The 17,418-nt window shown below is 71.8% G+C and carries 18 protein-coding genes and 3 tRNA genes; 9 read left to right on the forward strand and 12 right to left on the reverse strand.

From position 1 onward, the window contains the following. Nucleotides 1-104 precede the first annotated feature (104 nt). The 9 genes from MID12_RS17050 to MID12_RS17090 form a co-directional block, all read right to left on the reverse strand. Entirely contained in the window at nucleotides 105-968 is an 864-nt protein-coding gene (locus tag MID12_RS17050) for an SAM-dependent methyltransferase (RefSeq protein WP_263168308.1), read from the reverse strand. 244 nt (nucleotides 969-1,212) lie between these two features. Further along, nucleotides 1,213-1,285 (reverse strand) — tRNA-Gly (locus MID12_RS17055). Between the two features lie 22 nt (nucleotides 1,286-1,307). Continuing rightward, on the reverse strand, nucleotides 1,308-1,910 hold the full coding sequence (locus MID12_RS17060) for a response regulator transcription factor (protein WP_040257509.1): 603 nt from the start codon (nucleotides 1,908-1,910) through the stop codon (nucleotides 1,308-1,310). 131 nt (nucleotides 1,911-2,041) lie between these two features. Beyond that, nucleotides 2,042-3,490: a sensor histidine kinase gene (locus MID12_RS17065; protein ID WP_263173211.1), complete on the reverse strand. Its 1,449-nt coding sequence runs from the start codon at nucleotides 3,488-3,490 to the stop codon at nucleotides 2,042-2,044. Nucleotides 3,491-3,546: 56 nt separating this feature from the next. Beyond that, complete coding sequence (locus MID12_RS17070; RefSeq protein ID WP_078845041.1) at nucleotides 3,547-4,407, reverse strand: ABC transporter permease; 861 nt, start codon at nucleotides 4,405-4,407, stop codon at nucleotides 3,547-3,549. Continuing rightward, complete coding sequence (locus MID12_RS17075) at nucleotides 4,404-5,516, reverse strand: ABC transporter ATP-binding protein (protein WP_263168310.1); 1,113 nt, start codon at nucleotides 5,514-5,516, stop codon at nucleotides 4,404-4,406. The genes MID12_RS17070 and MID12_RS17075 overlap by 4 nt, the downstream gene beginning before the upstream one ends. 243 nt (nucleotides 5,517-5,759) lie before the next feature. Continuing rightward, a tRNA-Gly gene (locus MID12_RS17080) sits at nucleotides 5,760-5,832 on the reverse strand. Between the two features lie 80 nt (nucleotides 5,833-5,912). Further along, a tRNA-Gly gene (locus MID12_RS17085) sits at nucleotides 5,913-5,984 on the reverse strand. Between the two features lie 134 nt (nucleotides 5,985-6,118). Beyond that, nucleotides 6,119-6,436 (reverse strand): histone-like nucleoid-structuring protein Lsr2, encoded by a 318-nt coding sequence (locus MID12_RS17090; protein ID WP_040251737.1) that lies wholly within the window; start codon nucleotides 6,434-6,436, stop codon nucleotides 6,119-6,121. 394 nt (nucleotides 6,437-6,830) lie between these two features. Here MID12_RS17090 and purS point away from each other — a divergent pair, with 394 nt between their 5' ends. The 6 genes from purS (at nucleotide 6,831) to MID12_RS17120 (ending at nucleotide 13,114) form a co-directional block, all read left to right on the forward strand. Continuing rightward, nucleotides 6,831-7,082 (forward strand): phosphoribosylformylglycinamidine synthase subunit PurS, encoded by a 252-nt coding sequence (purS, locus tag MID12_RS17095; protein WP_008409760.1) that lies wholly within the window; start codon nucleotides 6,831-6,833, stop codon nucleotides 7,080-7,082. Beyond that, on the forward strand, nucleotides 7,079-7,798 hold the full coding sequence (gene purQ / locus MID12_RS17100; protein WP_040251747.1) for a phosphoribosylformylglycinamidine synthase subunit PurQ: 720 nt from the start codon (nucleotides 7,079-7,081) through the stop codon (nucleotides 7,796-7,798). The genes purS and purQ overlap by 4 nt, the downstream gene beginning before the upstream one ends. After that, the gene (gene purL, locus MID12_RS17105) at nucleotides 7,795-10,059 is read left to right on the forward strand and encodes a phosphoribosylformylglycinamidine synthase subunit PurL (protein WP_040251750.1); all 2,265 of its coding nucleotides are present in this window, start codon (nucleotides 7,795-7,797) and stop codon (nucleotides 10,057-10,059) included. The genes purQ and purL overlap by 4 nt, the downstream gene beginning before the upstream one ends. A gap of 146 nt (nucleotides 10,060-10,205) precedes the next feature. Further along, entirely contained in the window at nucleotides 10,206-10,997 is a 792-nt protein-coding gene (locus MID12_RS17110; RefSeq protein WP_040251753.1) for a maleylpyruvate isomerase family mycothiol-dependent enzyme, read from the forward strand. Between the two features lie 238 nt (nucleotides 10,998-11,235). Continuing rightward, nucleotides 11,236-11,817, forward strand: a complete 582-nt coding sequence (locus MID12_RS17115; protein WP_263168318.1) for a TetR/AcrR family transcriptional regulator — start codon at nucleotides 11,236-11,238, stop codon at nucleotides 11,815-11,817. Nucleotides 11,818-11,869: 52 nt separating this feature from the next. Further along, nucleotides 11,870-13,114, forward strand: coding sequence for an SGNH/GDSL hydrolase family protein (locus MID12_RS17120; RefSeq protein ID WP_263168320.1), 1,245 nt, complete (start codon nucleotides 11,870-11,872; stop codon nucleotides 13,112-13,114). 84 nt (nucleotides 13,115-13,198) lie between these two features. On the opposite strand, the gene MID12_RS17125 is transcribed toward MID12_RS17120, so the two are convergent. Beyond that, complete coding sequence (locus MID12_RS17125; RefSeq protein WP_317633391.1) at nucleotides 13,199-13,822, reverse strand: ATP-binding protein; 624 nt, start codon at nucleotides 13,820-13,822, stop codon at nucleotides 13,199-13,201. 104 nt (nucleotides 13,823-13,926) lie between these two features. Here MID12_RS17125 and MID12_RS17130 point away from each other — a divergent pair, with 104 nt between their 5' ends. The 3 genes from MID12_RS17130 to MID12_RS17140 are packed head-to-tail and all read left to right on the forward strand — an operon-like array spanning nucleotide 13,927 to nucleotide 15,310. Continuing rightward, the gene (locus tag MID12_RS17130; RefSeq protein ID WP_263168326.1) at nucleotides 13,927-14,781 is read left to right on the forward strand and encodes a DUF5753 domain-containing protein; all 855 of its coding nucleotides are present in this window, start codon (nucleotides 13,927-13,929) and stop codon (nucleotides 14,779-14,781) included. Further along, on the forward strand, nucleotides 14,778-14,990 hold the full coding sequence (locus MID12_RS17135) for a DUF397 domain-containing protein (protein WP_263168328.1): 213 nt from the start codon (nucleotides 14,778-14,780) through the stop codon (nucleotides 14,988-14,990). Before MID12_RS17130 ends, MID12_RS17135 begins: the two co-directional genes overlap by 4 nt. A 29-nt stretch (nucleotides 14,991-15,019) precedes the next feature. Beyond that, nucleotides 15,020-15,310, forward strand: coding sequence for a DUF397 domain-containing protein (locus tag MID12_RS17140; protein WP_263168330.1), 291 nt, complete (start codon nucleotides 15,020-15,022; stop codon nucleotides 15,308-15,310). Between the two features lie 82 nt (nucleotides 15,311-15,392). Here the strand turns inward: MID12_RS17140 and MID12_RS17145 are convergent, their stop codons facing one another. Together MID12_RS17145 and MID12_RS32290 are read right to left on the reverse strand one after the other, a co-directional pair. Continuing rightward, nucleotides 15,393-16,904, reverse strand: a complete 1,512-nt coding sequence (locus MID12_RS17145) for a sulfatase (protein WP_263168332.1) — start codon at nucleotides 16,902-16,904, stop codon at nucleotides 15,393-15,395. Between the two features lie 267 nt (nucleotides 16,905-17,171). Continuing rightward, a complete protein-coding gene (locus tag MID12_RS32290; protein WP_312885419.1) occupies nucleotides 17,172-17,267 on the reverse strand; it encodes a putative leader peptide in 96 nt (31 codons plus the stop codon). Between the last annotated feature and the right edge of the window lie 151 nt (nucleotides 17,268-17,418).

Below are 17,418 nucleotides of genomic sequence, written 5' to 3' on the forward strand. Positions count from 1 at the left end.
CGGCAAGGGTGGGAAACCGGTGGGAGCCGGGTGCGGGGCGGGTGGGAAGCTCAGTCCTTGCGGGAGGCTCAGCCCTTGCGGGAGGCTCAGCCGTTGCCGGAGGCTCAGTCCTTGCGCGCGAGGAGGTGGACGGCGCGGTCCGTCGCCCCGGTGGAGGGCAGCGTCCTGCCGAGTCCGCGGGCCGACTCGTGTGCGGAGGCGGCGCTCCACCGCCAGCCCAGCGCGGTGAGCTGCTCCTGCGGTGCCCTGCGCTCCCCCTCGGGCAGCAGGGCCTTCAGATCGATGCCGTACGCCTCGCCGTCCGCGAGCAGCTGGGGCTCGCGGGCCACCGCGGCCGCCTGGTCGATGTGCTCGACGGCGGCCCGGCTGCCCGGGGCGGAGAGCCGGTCGATCTCCCGGAAGAGCTGCTCCTCGGCCGCGGGCGGCAGATACGGCAGCAGCCCCTCGGCCAGCCAGGCGGTGGGCAGCGCGCCGTCGAATCCCGCCGCCTCCAGGGCCGCCGCCCAGTCGTCCCGCAGGTCCACCGGGACGGGGGTGTGCGCGCAGAGCGGCCTGGCCCCCTCGGCGCCGAGGACCCGCAGCTTGAAGTCGAGTACGAGCGGCTGGTCGAGCTCGAAGCAGCGGGTGCCGGCGGGCCAGGGCAGCCGGAAGGCGCGGTTGTCCAGCCCGGAGGCGAGCACCACGACTTGGCGCAAACCGTCCTCCGCCGCCGTGACGAGGAAGTCGTCGAAGATCCGGGAGCGGACGCCCACGTAGTCGGTCATCAGCGCGGGGTCGGACTTCTCGCGGGGCGCTTCGAGCCGCAGGAAGGGCAGGTCGAGCCCGGCGGCTTCGACGAAGGCGCTCGCGTACGGGTCGTTGATCAGCCGGTCCGGGCGGAGCGATTCCCGCGCTCTCGCGGCGGCCACGGCGAGGGCGGTGATCCCCACACCCGAGGTGATGTCCCACTGCTGCTGCGGTGCCGTCATCGCCGACCTCCATACGCGCGGAAGCGGCCCGGCCGGGATCCGGCGGGCCGGGTGCGACGGGCACGCTACTGGATGGTCGCCTCAGGCAAACAACGCACCGGAAGGGTCAAGTCCCCTTACGGACAAGGCGGAAGGGGCCGGATCCGGTCCCCGGAGGCGGGCGGTTTTCGGGGCCGACGGAACGGACGGGGTGGCGGAACGGAAGAACCCCCGCTCACCCGGAGCGGGGGTTCTCTTCCTTCGGAGCGAACGACGAGGTTCGAACTCGCGACCTCAACCTTGGCAAGGTTGCGCTCTACCAACTGAGCTACGTTCGCATGCGCCGAAGCGCGGGCCCCACTATACCCAACCTCGGGCGCGCGCGAGACGTACTGCCGCATGCCGGTTCTCGGCCCCGAGTTTGCTGACCGCCGAGGAGAGGTAGTTGCGCACGGTTCCCTGGGAGAGCCGGGCGCGGTCGGCGATCTCGGTGACCGGCGCCCCGTCCGCCGCGAGTTCGAGGACCTCGGCCTCCCGCGCGGTCAGCGGCGAGTCCCCGGCGGAGATCGCGTCGGCCGCCAAGTCCGGGTCGACATAACGGTTTCCGGCGTGCACGGTACGGATGATCTCGGCCAGCCGCTGGGCGCTGACGGTCTTCGGCACAAAGCCGCGCACCCCCGCCGCGAGCGCCCGCTTCAGGTGGCCGGGACGCCCGTGGCTGGTCACGATCAGCGAACGGCAGCCCGGGAGTTCGTCCCGCAGCCGTGTGGCCACTGTCACACCGTCCGCGCCGGGCATCTGCAGATCGAGCACCGCCACATCCGGCACATGCGCCCGGGCCATCGCCAGCGCCTCGGGCCCGGAGGCCGCCTCGGCGACCACCGTCAGATCCTCCTCCAGCGCGAGCAGCGCGGCGAGCGCACCCCGGATCAGGTGCTCGTCATCGGCGAGAAGCACCCGCACTTTGCCTTTGCTGCTGCTGCTGCCGCTGCCGTTGCTGCCGGGCCGGGCGCTCGCGCGCTCGCCTGGCGCTCGCTCGCCCGGCGTCCCCTGCCCGTCCGGCGTCCGCTGCCCACCCGGCACCCCGTCGTCCGTCACGCCGCCGCCCCGTTCTCTCCGCCCCGGACCGCCTTGCCCGGCCCCGCTTCCACGTCGTCCTGCTCCACGTCGTCCTGCTCCACGTCGTCCTGTTCCCGCTGTTCCTGCTGCTCCCGCCCCTCCCGCTGCTCCTCGCGCTCCTCCGGCTCCCCGTGCGGGCCGGGTACCCCGGGTACCCGCCGTTCCCCACGTACCTCCGCATCCGTGTCCTCGCGTACCGGCACCTCCGCGACCACCCGGAACCTGCCGTCCCCGATCGGACCGGCGGTCAGCGAGCCCTCCACCGGGGCGAGGCGTTCGCGCAGGCCCGCGAGGCCGGAGCCGCCGGTGCTCCCCGTGCCCCCGAGCGCCCCCGGGAGGCCGCCCGGCTGGGGCCCCGGTACCCCGTCGTTCTCGACCGTGAGGGTGGCCAGGCCCCCGGTGACGGTGAGCGCGATGGTGCAGCGGGTGGCGTCGCCGTGGCGCAGGGCGTTGGTGGCCGCCTCGCGCACCACCCAGCCGAGGGCGCCCTGCACGGCGGTCGGCAGCCGGGTGGAGGCCGCCGCCCCGGTGACCGCGCAGTCGATGCCCGCGGCGGTCAACACGCCCTGGGCACCGGCGAGTTCGGTGTCCACGGCGACTCCGCGGTAGCCCCGTACCACCTCGCGGACCTCGCGCTGGGACTCCTGGGCGATGCGCTGGACCTCGATCATCTGGTCCACCGACTCGGGGCGCTCGCGGCGGGCGAGCTGGACGGCGAGTTCGCTCTTGAGGGCGATGACGGCGAGGTTGCGGCCGAGGACGTCGTGCAGATCGCGGCCGAAGCGCAGCCGCTCCTCGGCGACCGCGAGCCGGGCCCGGGTCTCCCGGGCCTCGTCGAGCGCGTACACCGCCTTGAGCAGCCAGACCGAGAAGCCCGAGGTGAAGGCGAGGAATCCGCCGCCGAGCAGGATGCCGAGGCCGAGCACGGGGGCGGCCAGCGGCGCCATGCCGAGCGGGACGGCGAGCAGCGCGGCGCCGACCGCGCCCCCGGCCACCAGCCAGACCAGGCGTTTCGTGCTGCCCAGGCCGAGCCCGAAGAGGCCGATGCCGAAGACCAGGACCCCGCTGTAGAGGGTGGCGCCCGCGGCGGTGCTGTGTTCGCCGGGTCCGTGCTGGGCCAGGGCGAGGGCCGTGGCGGCGACGAGCACGGTGGCGGCGGCCACCGCGGCGAGGTGGCGGCGCGGCCGGGGCCGCCGGTCGAGCACCCACTCCAGGGTGGGGCCGACGGCGAGGGCGCCCACCGCGGCGTGCACGGCGACCGCGAGGAAGAGCCCCGCGGCGAGGCCGGGGGAGAGCTTCCCGAATCCGGCCACGCCGACCGCGAGGGTCTCGCTGGCGGCGATGAACCAGTAGCACCAGCGGGTGTACGCCTCGACCTTCGCCGGTGTGCTCTTGCGCCGCCACCAGTTGCCCGGCCTTCGCATCTCGCTCTCCCTGCCGTCCGCCGCCCCGGCCACCGCGCCGACCGGCCCGGCCGCGGTCACCGCCGGGGTTCCCAGCGCATCCACCGTCGCACAGCGAAGCAGCCGAGCACGATCCACGCCAGCGCGGTGAGGAGGTGGCCGAGCGTCTCGGCGGCGGACAGCTCGCCGGTCCAGGCGCCGCGGATCAGCGCCATCACCGGGGAGAGCGGCAGCAGCTCGCAGACAGCGCGGAGCCGGTCCGGGAAGACCTCCAGCGGGACCGTGATCCCCGAGGCGATCAGCGAGAGCATCATGAAGGGCATCACGGTCACGCCCGCGGACTCCACGGTGCGGGTGACGGCGGAGGTCAGCGTCGCGAACACGGCGCTGAGCACAAGGCCGAGCAGCACCCCGGCCACCGCGAGGTGCGGGGCGCCGGGCAGCTCCACGTCCAGTACGGCCGTGCTGGCGACCGCGACGAGCAGGCACTGCGCCAGGCCGATCGCGACCGCGGGCACCGCGCCCCCGACCAGGATCTCGCCGTCGCCCGCCTCCCCGGTGCGCAGCCGCTTGAGCACCAGCTCCTCGCGCCGCGCGACCAGCGTGCTGACCAGCGCCGTGTACACCGCGAAGAGCAGCGCGAAGCCCATGGCGGCAGGCAGCAGCACCTCGGCGAGGTTCAGCCCGTGCTTCGCCAGGTCCATGTCCTTGACCGTGGTGCGCAGGCTCGCGGGCAGCGCCAGCGGCACGAAGAGCGCCACGAAGAGGGTGCCGGGGCTGCGGCCGAGCAGCGTCAGCTCGGCCCGGGCGAGCGCCCGCATCCGGCCGAGGGGTGTGGTCCGCGGTCCGTCGGCGCCGCCTCCGGTACGGATCCGGTCGCCGCCGCTGCCCGGCGCGGGCCCGGCGGAGGGGGCGAGGTCCTGGGTGCTGCCGCTCATGCGCTGTGCTCCTTCGCTCCGTCGGCCCGCGGTGCCCGCACCTGCGGGGGGCCCGACTGCTGCTGTACGGAAGCCCGGGGTGCCCGCGCCTTGCGACCGCGCAGGCCGCCGAGTCCGCGCAGCCCGCCGGGGCCCTTGCCGCCGCGTTTGCCGGTGTTCCTCTCGTCCGGCCCGCCCCCGGAGCCCTCGCCCGCCTCCCGGGCGATCCGCAGGAAGGCCTCCTCCAGCGAGGCGGCGCGTACGTTCAGGCCGCGCAGCTCGACCCCGGTCCGCTCCGCCCAGCCGAGGACCGCGGTCGCCGTGCGCTGGAGCTCCCGGGTGTGCAGCCGCAGGAGCCGGCCCTCGACCTCGTGCCGGGTGACGCCGAGCGGGGCCAGCGGCGGGAGGTCGCCCGGGTGGTAGCCCTCGGGCAGCTGGAAGGACATCTGCGAGGGCTGCTCGGCGACCACCTCGGCGACGGTGCCCGAGGCGGCGATCCGGCCCTCGTGCAGCACCGCGAGCCGGTCGGCGAGCTCCTCGGCCTCCTCCAGGTAGTGCGTGGTCAGCAGCACGGTGGTGCCCTCCGCGCGCAGCCTGCGCACCAACTCCCAGGTGTCGCGGCGCCCTTCGGCGTCCAGGCCGGTGGTCGGCTCGTCGAGGAAGAGCACCTCGGGGCGGCCGAGGAGGGCGAGCGCGAGGTCGAGCCTGCGCCGCTCGCCGCCGGAGAGCTGCTTGATCCGCACCCCGGCGCGGTCCGCGAGGCCCACCATCTCCAGCGCCTCGTCCACCGGCCGCGGACCGCTGGTGCACCCGGCCCACATCCGGACCGTCTCCGCCGTGGTGAGGCCCGAGGGGAAGCCGCCCTCCTGGAGCATCACCCCGGTACGCGGCCGCACCCGGGACCGTTCGCCGAAGGGGTCGTGCCCCAGCACCCGTACCCGGCCTCCGGCGGGCTCGGCCAGTCCTTCGAGCAGTTCCACCGTGGAGGTCTTGCCCGCGCCGTTGGTGCCGAGCAGCGCGAACAGCTCGCCCCGCCGCACGGCGAAGCTCACCCCGCGTACCGCCTCGAAGCCGCCCTGGTAGACCCGGCGTACCTCGTCCGCCCTGATCACGTACTCCTCGCTGTCCATGTGTCGAGCCTCGCCGCGCATCCGGCGGCCCGGCAGTGCGAGGTGTCATCGGCCCGCATGACAAATGTCAGAAGCGGGCGGAGCGAGAACGGGCGGGATCGGCGGAAAAGGGAACGCCCGGCAGAAATCAGGAAGCGGGAAGCGGGAGGCGTGCCGGGGAGGTGCGAGCGGCGGTAACGCGAGCGGCTGGTAAACGAAAGAAACCCCGTTCACCAGGAACGGGGTTTCTCTCTTCTGCTTCAGAGCGAACGACGAGGTTCGAACTCGCGACCTCAACCTTGGCAAGGTTGCGCTCTACCAACTGAGCTACGTTCGCATTGCCTCCGACCGGCTCTCACCGATCGGCGCGAGCACCAGCCTACCGCATCCACAAGAGTGGCCGGAACGGCGGTGCAGAGCGGGTGACAGGAATTGCACACTGCGCCTCCCCCTTGGAAAGGGGGTGTTCTACTACTGAACTACACCCGCACGACTTCGGGGACTTGCCGTTTCCGGCCTCGCCCCTCGGCGTGCTCCAGACTTTAGCTGACCAGCGGGGGTACTGCGCAAGTCGGCTGCCCCGAGGGGTCGTCGGCCCTGGTCCGGCGCCCGGCGTCCGCCGGTCAGCGGGCGGCGTCGAAGGCCTCGTAGACCTTCTTGGGGATGCGGCCGCGCGGGGGCACGTCCATCCGGTGCGAGCGGGCCCAGGCGCGGACGGCGGCCGGGTCCGGGGTGACCGAGGTGTGCGTGAAGGTCTTGCCGGACCTGGCCTTCTTGCGGCCCGCCTCCACGTAGGGTTCGAGCGCCTTGCGCAGCTTCGAGGCGTTCGTCTTGCTGAGGTCGATCTCGTACGACGTGCCGTCCAGGCCGAAGGCGATGGTTTCCGTCGCTTCCCCGCCGTCGATGTCGTCAAAGAGTGTGACCACGACACGCTGCGCCACGAATATCGGTCCCTTCGCGCGGCATCCGGTGCTCTTGACGTGCCCGTTTGCCGACTGTCCGGCTGGTTGCGGGGAAAATCCCCGTGAGATATTCCCTTTGTACAGGGCGCGGCATTGCACTGGGAAGCCCTTCGAAATACCTCAGCGTGTCTGCACACAATCTGCGCCTAGCGCTTTTCGCGGCTTCTCGGGTCCGGTTCGGGCTTCCCTGGGGTTCTTCCCGGGTGCTTGCGGGGTGCCCCCGGGGTTTCTCGCGGAGTATTTGTGCCCGGAAGCTCTTCCTCCCGTCCGCGAAGTGATCGGTGTCTCGTCGGAACCTACGAATCTACCCGCGTAGAAATTCTGTACGGGTAGTCTGAACGAACCTGCTCAGCACCACACACCGGGAGTGCCAGTGGCACGCGTCGTAGTCGACGTCATGCTCAAGCCGGAGATCCTCGACCCCCAGGGCCAGGCCGTTCAGCGGGCGCTGCCGCGCCTCGGCTTCGAGGGCATCTCCGATGTACGTCAGGGAAAGCGGTTCGAACTCGAAGTGGACGGTCCGGTCGACGACGCCGCGCTCGCCCGAATCCACGAGCTCGCCGAAACCTTCCTCGCCAACACCGTGATCGAAAACTTCACCGTGAAGGTCGAGGAGGAAAAGTGACCTCGCGTATTGGAGTTGTCACCTTCCCCGGCAGTCTCGACGACCGCGACACCCAGCGCGCCATCCGCCTCGCCGGTGCCGAACCGGTCGCCCTGTGGCACAAGGACAAAGACCTGAAGCAGGTCGACGCGGTGGTCCTGCCCGGCGGATTCTCGTACGGCGACTACCTGCGGGCCGGTGCCATCTCGCGTTTCTCGCCCGTGATGGAAACGATCATCGCCGAGGCGAAGTCGGGCCTGCCGGTCCTCGGCATCTGCAATGGATTCCAGGTCCTGACCGAGGCCCACCTGCTGCCCGGCGCGATGCTCGGCAACAACCACCTGCACTTCATCTGCCGCGACCAGAAGCTGCGCGTGGAGAACGACGCGACCGCCTGGACGGCCGATTTCACGGCGGGCCAGGAGATCCACATCCCGCTGAAGAACATGGACGGCCGGTACGTCGCCGACGCGCGCACCCTCGACATGCTGGAGGCGGAGGGCCGCGTCGTCTTCCGCTATGTGGCCGGTGCCGACGAGGAGGCCGGCGCCGTCCCCGGGGTGGGCCACAACCCCAACGGCTCGCTGCGCGACATCGCGGGCATCACCAACGAGACCGGCAGCATCGTCGGCCTCATGCCGCACCCCGAGCACGCCGTCGAGTCCCTGGTCGGCAACGGCCGCACCGACGGGCTGCCGTTCTTCACCTCGATCCTCAAGAGGCTGGTCTCCGCATGACTCTCGACACGGTCGACAACGCGACCCGCACCCCCGACGTCGAGCTGCCCTGGGCCGAACTCGGCCTGAAGAAAGACGAGTACGAGCGCGTCGTCGAGATCCTCGGCCGCCGCCCGACCGGCGCCGAACTCGCCATGTACTCCGTGATGTGGTCCGAGCACTGCTCGTACAAGTCCTCCAAGGTGCACCTGCGCCAGTTCGGCGAGAAGGCCCCGCAGTCGGACGCGCTGCTCGTCGGCATCGGCGAGAACGCCGGCGTGGTCGACGTCGGCCAGGGCTACGCGGTCACCTTCAAGGTGGAGAGCCACAACCACCCCTCGTACGTGGAGCCCTACCAGGGCGCCGCGACCGGCGTCGGCGGCATCGTGCGCGACATCATCGCGATGGGCGCCCGCCCGGTGGCCGTGGTCGACCCGCTGCGCTTCGGCGCCGCGGACCACCCCGACACCAAGCGCGTGCTGCCCGGAGTGGTCGCCGGAATCGGCGGCTACGGCAACTGCCTCGGCCTGCCCAACATCGGCGGCGAGGTCGTCTTCGACGCCTGCTACCAGGGAAACCCGCTGGTCAACGCCGGGGCGATCGGCGTGATGCGGCACGAGGACATCCACCTCGCCAAGGCCTCCGGCGCGGGCAACAAGGTCATCCTCTACGGGGCCCGCACCGGCGGCGACGGCATCGGCGGCGCCTCCATCCTGGCCTCCGAGACCTTCGACGACGCGAAGCCCAGCAAGCGCCCGGCAGTCCAGGTCGGCGACCCCTTCCAGGAGAAGCTGCTCATCGAGTGCACCCTGGAGGCCTTCGCCGAGAAGCTGGTGGTCGGCATCCAGGACCTCGGCGCGGCCGGACTCTCCTGCGCCACCAGCGAGTTGGCCTCCAACGGCTCCGGCGGCATGCACGTCGTCCTGGACGACGTCCCGCTGCGCGACTCCACGCTCTCGCCCGAGGAGATCCTCATGAGCGAGTCGCAGGAGCGCATGTGCGCGGTGGTCGAGCCGGAGAAGGTCGAGCGCTTCCTCGCGATCTGCGAGAAGTGGGACGTCATCGCCACCGTCATCGGCGAGGTGACCGACGGCGACCGCCTGGAGATCTACTGGCACGGCGAGAAGATCGTCGACGTCGACCCGCGCACCGTCGCCCACGACGGCCCGGTCTACGAGCGCCCCTACGCCCGCCCCGACTGGCAGGACGCCCTCCAGGCCGACGACGCGAACAAGCTCGCGCGCCCGGCCGGCGGCGACGAACTCCGCGACCAGGTACTGCGGTTGGTCGGCTCCCCGAACCAGGCCTCCAAGGCGTGGATCACCAGCCAGTACGACCACCTGGTGCAGGGCAACACGGTGCTCGCCCAGCCGCAGGACTCCGGCATGATCCGTATCGACGAGGAGTCCGGCCTCGGCGTCGCCCTCGCCACCGACGGCAACGGCCGCTACGCCAAGCTCGACCCGTACCACGGCGCCCAGTTGGCGCTGGCGGAGGCGTACCGCAATGTCGCCACCACCGGTGCCAGGCCGCTCGCCGTCTCCGACTGCCTGAACTTCGGCTCGCCCGAGGACCCGGCCGTCATGTGGCAGTTCGCCGAGGCCATCCGCGGACTCGCCGACGCCTGCCAGGAGTTGGGCACCCCGGTCACCGGCGGCAATGTCTCCCTCTACAACCAGACCGGCGAGGTGGCGATCCACCCGACGCCCGTCGTCGCGGTGCTCGGCGTCATCGACGACGTGGCCCGCCGCACCCCGGTCGCCTTCCAGGAGGAGGGCCAGCTGCTCTACCTCCTCGGCGACACCCGCGAGGAGTTCGGCGGCTCGGCCTGGTCGCAGGTGGTGCACGACCACCTCGGCGGGCTGCCGCCCCAAGTCGACCTGGAGCGCGAGCGGTTGCTCGCCGAGATCCTCATCGCGGCCTCCCGCGACGGCATGGCCGACTCCGCGCACGACCTCTCCGACGGCGGCCTCGTGCAGGCCGTCACCGAGTCGGCCCTGCTCGGCGGCAAGGGCGCCCGCCTGGTCGTCCCCGACGGCCTGGACGCCTTCACCTTCCTCTTCTCGGAGTCGGCGGGCCGCGCCCTCGTCGCCGTCCCCCGCTCGGAGGAGCTCCGCTTCACCGACATGTGCGGCGCCCGCGGCCTGCCCGCCACCCGCATCGGCGTGGTCGACGGCCGCGAGGAGGACGGCGCGGTGCTTGAGGTCCAGGGCGAGTTCAGCCTCCCGCTGAGCGAACTCCGCACGGCCCACGAGACGACGATCCCGGCGGTGCTGGCCTGACGCCCTCGGGAAGGACATGAAGCGCGGGCCCCGTCGACGCGACGGGGCCCGCGCTGTGTTCCGGGGCGAGAGCTCGCTCGGAGCCGAGCCGGACCAGGGTCCGGACGCCCTGACCCCGCCCCCTCCCTCCGTCATAAGCTGACCCCATGCCGCCCCGGAAGCGCCTCCGCAGCTACGACTCCGCCAAGATCCGCAGCGCCGTCCTCGGCCAGTACGCGCAGGTGCGAGAGGCGGTGGCCGGGCTCAGTGAGGAGCAGCTCGACGCGCCGACGCACCTCGGCGGCTGGGCAGTTCGCGATCTGGCGGCCCATGTGTCCATCGCGGTACGGGCCGTGAGCGCCGCGATCGACCTCCCGGAACCGCCGAAGGCCGAACTGGCCCTGCTGGACGCCCCGTTCGTCACGGCGAGCCTGGCCGAGGCGGTCGCCGAGGGCAGCCGGGCGCTGGCCGCCGCCGAGCGCGATCTGACCGCCTTCGGGGCGAAGGTCGCCGCGAAGCTCGCCGAGGACCTCGCCGCCACCCCGGACGACCGCCGCCTCACCACCCGCCTCGGCACCATCGAACTCCTCCCCTTCTTGGTGACCCGTACGGTCGAACTCACCGTCCACACCGACGACTTGAACCGCGCCACCGGACTCGGCATCCCCATCGACCGCGAGGCCCTGGCCGCCTGCACCCGGATGCTCGCCGACGCCCTCGCGGTCAAGGCGCCCGGCGGCTCCACCGAGGTGCGGGTGCCGCCCTTCGCCGTGGTGCAGTGCGTGGAGGGGCCCCGGCACACCCGCGGCACCCCGCCCCATGTCGTCGAGACCGACCCGCTGACCTGGGTCCGCCTGGCGACCGGCCGTACCACCTGGGCCGAGGCGCACTCCGCGGCGAAGATCAGCGCGAGCGGCGAACGCTCCGACCTCTCCGCCCTCCTCCCGCTGATGTCCTGACCGGACGAGGCCTGCCTGATCCCCCTGCCCGATCCCGCCTCCCTGCCCGTCCCATCGCCCCTGCCTAATCTCCTTCCACATTTGCCTAAACCCTTTAGGTAAATGCATACTCGAAGCTGCCCACCTGGGCGTTCGCGGCCTCGTCGGCTCAGGCTGCCGCCGAAGACGCGGACGCGGACGCATGAGGAGAGGCAGGCGAGGCAGAGGAACCGGAAGGCAGCGGAACGGAGGGCGGCGCATGCCACGCGCGGGACTGACCACGGAACGCCTGGTCCAGGCGGGGGCGGAGCTGGCCGACGAGGAGGGCTTCGACCAGGTCACCGTCTCGGCGCTGGCCCGGCGCTTCGACGTCCGCGTCGCGAGCCTGTACTCGCACGTGAAGAACTCCGGGGCCCTCAGGACCGGCATCGCCCTGCTCGCCCTGAAGGAACTCGCCGACCGGGGCAGCGCCGCCCTGGCCGGCCGCTCGGGCAAGGACGCCCTGACCGCCCTCGGCAACGTCTACCGCGACTACGCCCGGCAGCACCCGGGCCGGTACGCCGCCGCCCAGTTGCGGCTGGCCCCTGAGGACGCGGCCGCCGGCGCCGGTCCCCGGCACTCCCAGATGATCCGCGCCATCCTGCGCGGCTACGACCTGACCGAACCGGACCAGACGCACGCCGTCCGGCTCCTGGGCAGCGTCTTCCACGGCTTCGTGACCATGGAGGGCGGCGGGTCCTTCGACCACAGCAGCCCGGCCGCCGCGGAGACCTGGCCCCGGATCCTGGACGCCCTCGACGCCCTGCTGCGGAACTGGCCCGCCGCCCCCACCACCCCCTGAGCCGGGCCCGGCGCGCCCCGGCCCCTCCCCTCCGACCCGACAGGCGGACCCCATGCAGCACCCCGAACCCGTACCGCACCCCGAGCCCGTACCGCGTCCCGAGTCAGCACCGCGCCCGGGACCGCACTGGATCACCACCCCCCTCACCCCCGAACTGCTGCGCGGCGCCCTCGACTTGGAGACCACCGAGCGCGGCGGCCTCCAGCCGCACCGGCTGCCCGCCCGGGCACGCGCCCAGTACACCGACAGCCAGCTCTCGGTGGCGGAGACCCAACCCTCCGGCGTACGGCTCGTCTTCCGCACCCGGGCCACCGCCGTCGAACTGGACACCCTGCGCACCAAGCGCGCGTACGTGGGCGCCCCGCCCCGCCCCGACGGGGTGTACGACCTCCTCGTGGACGGACGCCTCGTCCGGCAGGCCTCCGTCTCCGGCGGCAGCACCCTCACCATCGACATGACCACCGGCACCACCACGACCGAGTCAGGCCCGCCCGGCACCGTCCGCTTCACCGAACTGCCGCGCGAGGCGAAGGACGTGGAGATCTGGCTGCCGCACAACGAGGCCACCGAACTCCTCGCCCTGCGCACCGACGCCCCCGTGGAACCCCTCCCGGACCGGGGCCGCAAGGTGTGGCTGCACCACGGCAGTTCGATCAGCCACGGCTCGGACGCGGCGAGCCCCACCACGACCTGGCCGGCGCTCGCCGCCTCCCTCGCCGGAGTGGAGCTGATCAACCTGGGCCTGAGCGGCAGCGCCCTGCTCGACCCCTTCCTCGCCCGCGCCCTGCGGGACACCCCGGCCGAGCTGATCAGCCTCAAGCTCGGCATCAACGTGGTCAACGCCGACCTGATGCGGCTGCGCGCCTTCGCCCCCGCCGTGCACGGCTTCCTCGACACGATCCGCGAGGGGCACCCGGAGACCCCGCTCCTGGTCGTCTCGCCGATCCTGTGCCCGATCCACGAGGACACCCCGGGCCCCTGCGCCCCGGACCTCGGCAATCTCGTCAACGGCCAGATCCAGTTCAAGGCGCTGGGCGACCCCGCGGAGAAGGCGGCCGGGAAGCTGACCCTGGGCATCATCCGCGAGGAGCTCTCCCGGATCGTGACCCAGCGCGCCGCCGAGGACCCGCACCTGCACTACCTCGACGGCCGCGCACTCTACGGCGCCGCTGACCTCACCGAACTCCCGCTGCCCGACGCCCTCCACCCCGACGCCGCCACCCACAGCCGCATCGGCGAACGCTTCGCCAAGCTGGCCTTCACCGGAGGCGGCGCCTTCGCGGCGGACGGGGCCTGAGAAGGCGGGACTGCGGTGGACGGGGCCTGAGAGGGCGGGGCTGCGGTGGACGGGGCCTGAGAGGGCGGGGCTGCGGGGAGCGGTTCACTCCCGCCGGGCCTCCCGTGGCCAGGCCAGCTCCGCCCACACGTACTTCCCGAACGGCCGTTCCCCGACGCCCCAGTCGGCGGCCAGCTCCGCCACGATGAACAGCCCGCGCCCGCGCTGCTCGGTGGCGGAGTCCGCCGCCGAGTGCCGCAGCCGAGGGCGCCGCCGCCCGGCGTCGTGCACCTCGATGCGCAGGTGACTCGCCTTCAGCACAAGGGAGACGAGGACGAAGTCCTCCCGCGCCGAGCCGTACCGCACCGCGTTGGTGACCAGCTCCGACAGCACGAGAACCGCTTCGTCGACGCGTTCCTCCGGCACCTCCGGCGCATACGACCCGGCGAACTTCCGTACGTATTCCCGGGCTTGACGTACGGACTCGGGAGCGCTCGGGAGTTTCAGTTCGGCGGGCGACCGGCCGGAGGGCGGATGCTCCGCTGTCGCATTTGCCGGAGATAAGCGATTCGGTCGCCTACACGTCATGCAAGCCTCCTCAGCAGCATCTGCCAGGTGAGCAGGGTCAGTTGCCACACCCGTAGCGATGCGGTAGCTCTTCGTCACGTCAGAGTGCCTGCTGATCCCTCTCCTGTGCAAGCTATCGGAAGAGTGAATGCAAAATTGCATGCACGTCTGTGAGTGTCAGGATGGCGGAGCGGAAGGCGAGGTGGCATCCGGTGCACGAGCGCGGCAGACTGTCGGCTACTGGATCACTACGGGGAGGGAAGTACGTGAGCGCACCCACCGTGCGCAGGCGCCGCCTCGGGGTGAAGCTGCGCGGCCTGCGGGGAAGCAGCACCCTCGACGAGGTGGCCGCCAAGTCGGCCGGCGCGATCAACCCCGCGAAACTCTCACGCATTGAAACGGCCCGAACCGCCGCCAAGGCCAAGGACGTCGAACTCCTCCTCGATCTCTACGGGATCAAGGACAAGGAGCTGCGCCGGGCTCTGCTCTCCCTCACGCGGGAAGGCGCGCGGCGGGGGTGGTGGCAGTCGTATCGGGGGATTCTGTCGTCGGTCTACGAGGACTGGATCAGCCTGGAGGCTGAGGCGACGACGCTGCGTACCTGGCAGATGGGCGTCATCCCGGGCCTGTTGCAGACCGGTGAGTACGCGCGCGAGATCGTCACCGCCACGGCGATGTCGGAGGCGATCGAGGCCAAGGTGGACGCATTGGTCGAGATTCGCCTGGCCCGGCAAGCGGTACTGACGCGTGACGATCCGCTCAACCTGTGGGCGATCATTTCGGAGACCGTCCTGCGCACGCAGTGTGTGGGCGAGGGCGTGATGACCGAACAGCTCGGCCGACTCCTGTCGTTGGGGCGTCGCCCGAACATCACCATCCAAGTGCTGCCTGCCGATGCATCGCCGCACGCGGGGCAGACAGGTTCGTATTCTGTGCTCGGCTTCGAGGAGCACGCCGACCTGGACGTGGTGCATGTGGAGAGCCTCACCTCTCTCCTCTACGTCGAGGAACCCGACCATGTCGGCGTCTACCGGAATGCCTTCGAGAGACTCCAAGCTTCGGCGCTGTCCGTCGAGAAGTCGGTCGAACTGATCTCAGAGATAAGGAAGTTGCACCCATGAGTCACGTTGAAGACGCTGCTGCCCTGGCCGTCACGTGGTGGAAGTCCTCTGCCTCCGCCGCACAGGGTGACTGCGTGGAGTTCGGCGTTGTGAACGGTGAGATCGTCGCCGTCCGTGACAGCAAAGCTTCGCGCGGTCCTGCGCTGCTTTTCGGTCGGAGCGCTGTGAGGGGCCTTGTCGCGGGGCTCAAGGACGGCACCCTGAGCTAGTGCTGTTGTCTCGGTGAAGGGAAGCACTCATGAGCCACGTTGAAGACGCCGCCACCCTGTCCGTGACCTGGTGGAAGTCCTCTGCTTCTGGCGCGCAGGGCGACTGCGTCGAGTTCGGCCGGATGGATGCCGCCACCCTGCCCGTCACCTGGTGGAAGTCGTCGGCCTCCGGCGCCCAGTCGGACTGCGTCGAGTTCGGCCTCGTCGACCCGGAGATGGTCGCCGTCCGCGACAGCAAGTCCCCGCACGGCCCGGCCCTCCTGCTCCCCCGTGGCCCGGTGACCGAGCTGATCACCGCCCTGAAGGAGGGCGTGCTCTAGCAGCGCGCCATCCAGCTCCGTACGCTCGCGGCCCGCCCCCGGAAGCTCAAGGGGCGGGCCGTAGGCGTGAGTTGACGGGTAATCAGCTCTTCTTGGCGTCCGGGTACGGCAGCAGCCTCTTGTCGATGCGCTCCCAGGCCTGCCGCAGCTCCTTCACCAACTCCGGTTCCGCCGCGGCTCGGTCGGCCTGTTCGCGGGCGTCCGCGTGGAGGTCGTACAGGTGGTCCTTGCCGTCCTGGCCCCGGTAGTACTTCCACTTGCCGCGGCGCAGGGCGCGTTCGCCGCGGACCCGCCAGAAGAGTTCGCGCTCCGCCAACTCCTCGCCGCGCAGCAGGTATCCGGCGAGGCTGCTGCCGTCCAGGGGGTACGCGGGGTGCGGGCGGGCGCCGCCGAGTTCGAGGAGGGTGGCGGTCCAGTCGGGGGTGAAGACCGGCTCCTCGCTGACCTGGCCGCCGTCGAGGCGGGCGGGCCAGCGGACGAGGGACGGGACCCGGATGCCGCCCTCCTGGAGGCCGAACTTGCCGCCCGTCAGCGGCCAGTTGTAGGAGAAGCGCTCGCCGCCGTTGTCGCTGCCGAAGAAGACCAGGGTGTTCTCCTCCTGGCCGGAGCGGCGCAGGGCGGCGAGCACCTTGCCGACGGAGCGGTCCAGGTCCTCGACCATCTCGCGGTACTTCTCGACCGAGCCGCCGTCCCGGTGGTTGAGCGCGCCCTTGACCCCCGCGCGTATCCGGCGGGTGATCTCGGCGCTCTCCTCCTCGTCACCCTCGGCGATCCAAGGCCAGTGCGGGGTGGTGAAGTTGAGGTTCAGCAGCCAGGGCCGCTCGTGCTCGCGGGAGACGTACTCGCTCGCCCGCTCGGTCAGTACCCGGGTGTAGTAGCGCAGGTCCTTGTACTCGGCGTCGCCCTCGTAGAGGTCGTACTCGCCGAGCAGTCCGAGCTTGGAGTAGTACTCCAGGGCGCCGCCGAGATTGCCGAAGAACTCGTCGTAGCCGGACTTGGTGGGGGAGTAGTCGGGGAGGTAGCCGCAGTGCCACTTGCCGATCAGGGCGGTGGCGTAGCCGGCGTCCCGCAGCAGCGAGGCCAGCGTGGGGTGGGTGGGCTCCAGACCGACCGTGCGGTCCGCGATCGGCTCGGCGAGACCGCCCTTCGTACGGCCCGGATAGCGGCCGGTGTAGAGGCTGAAGCGGGTGGGGGAGCAGGTGGCGGAGCCGGAGTAGGCGTCGGTGAAGCGGACGCCCTGGCGGGCCAGGCGGTCCAGGTTCGGGGTCCTGATGTGCGGGGCGCCGTAGCTGGACAGGTCGGCCCAGCCGAGGTCGTCGCCGAGGATGAAGAGGATGTTCGGGCGCCGGGAGTGGCGGCCGGGGGCGGCCCGGAAGGGGCGCTCGCGGTGCTCGGCGGCGGCCCCGGCCGAGTCGGCGGTGGCGGCGCTCGCGGGCAGGCCCACGGCGGCGGCCGCGGTTCCGGCGCCGACGGCGGTGTGGAAGGCCCGCCGGGAGAGGGAGCGGCGCGAGCCGTCCTCGGTCTCCCCGGCGGAAGCAGTGGAGGCGGCGGAGGCGGGCGTACGGGACGAAGGCGTACGGGAGGAAGAGGGCACAGGAAGGCTCCGGGTAGGGCGCGCACGGGGCCGGCGCGGGCGGCGGCGGTGGCATGAGCACGGCCGGGCCCGCGCGGGTGGGACCGGCGCGGTGGGAGAGGTGGTGACAGAGGGTGAGGAGGGGCGCCTGTGGCGGTGGTGGCGAACCCCGGGCGGAGGCCCGTGCGGCTGGGTACGGCCTCTGCGGGCAGGCGGCCCGTCAGGGTCCGGGAGCTGTCGGCGCCGAGGGGCGAATTCGAGACAGCGGGAGCGGGCCCGAGGCTGCGCTCAGCGGATGCGGCGACAGATCGCGCTCGCCACCCGGACCAGGTCGACGTGGCGGCGCTCCACGAGAACGGCGCCGGGGCCGCTGGGCAGCTGCATGGCCGGAAGCGTGACCGAAGACACCTTTGGCTGTCAACGGGCATCCGGTAATCGGACATCCGCGTCTCATTGCCGCCCTGCGCTGGGCTTTCCCGGTACCGCCGGTCCCTGGGAGTGCGGGTCCCGGGGACCAGGAGTCCCCCCACCCCAA

Source organism: Streptomyces sp. SCSIO ZS0520, from assembly GCF_025643355.1.
Lineage (GTDB): Bacteria > Actinomycetota > Actinomycetes > Streptomycetales > Streptomycetaceae > Streptomyces > Streptomyces physcomitrii.

Excerpts from the sequence above, each read along its gene's own strand:
- MID12_RS17075 (WP_263168310.1), bottom strand. The coding sequence starts at position 5,516 with ATGGACAGCGAGGAGTACGTGATCAGGGCGGACGAGGTACGCCGGGTC.
- MID12_RS17070 (WP_078845041.1), bottom strand. The coding sequence starts at position 4,407 with ATGAGCGGCAGCACCCAGGACCTCGCCCCCTCCGCCGGGCCCGCGCCG.
- MID12_RS17050 (WP_263168308.1), bottom strand. The coding sequence starts at position 968 with ATGACGGCACCGCAGCAGCAGTGGGACATCACCTCGGGTGTGGGGATC.
- MID12_RS17135 (WP_263168328.1), top strand. The coding sequence starts at position 14,778 with ATGAGTCACGTTGAAGACGCTGCTGCCCTGGCCGTCACGTGGTGGAAG.
- MID12_RS17125 (WP_317633391.1), bottom strand. The coding sequence starts at position 13,822 with ATGCAATTTTGCATTCACTCTTCCGATAGCTTGCACAGGAGAGGGATC.
- MID12_RS17110 (WP_040251753.1), top strand. The coding sequence starts at position 10,206 with ATGCCGCCCCGGAAGCGCCTCCGCAGCTACGACTCCGCCAAGATCCGC.
- MID12_RS17065 (WP_263173211.1), bottom strand. The coding sequence starts at position 3,490 with ATGCGAAGGCCGGGCAACTGGTGGCGGCGCAAGAGCACACCGGCGAAG.
- MID12_RS17120 (WP_263168320.1), top strand. The coding sequence starts at position 11,870 with ATGCAGCACCCCGAACCCGTACCGCACCCCGAGCCCGTACCGCGTCCC.
- MID12_RS32290 (WP_312885419.1), bottom strand. The coding sequence starts at position 17,267 with ATGCAGCTGCCCAGCGGCCCCGGCGCCGTTCTCGTGGAGCGCCGCCAC.
- purL (WP_040251750.1), top strand. The coding sequence starts at position 7,795 with ATGACTCTCGACACGGTCGACAACGCGACCCGCACCCCCGACGTCGAG.
- MID12_RS17115 (WP_263168318.1), top strand. The coding sequence starts at position 11,236 with ATGCCACGCGCGGGACTGACCACGGAACGCCTGGTCCAGGCGGGGGCG.
- MID12_RS17140 (WP_263168330.1), top strand. The coding sequence starts at position 15,020 with ATGAGCCACGTTGAAGACGCCGCCACCCTGTCCGTGACCTGGTGGAAG.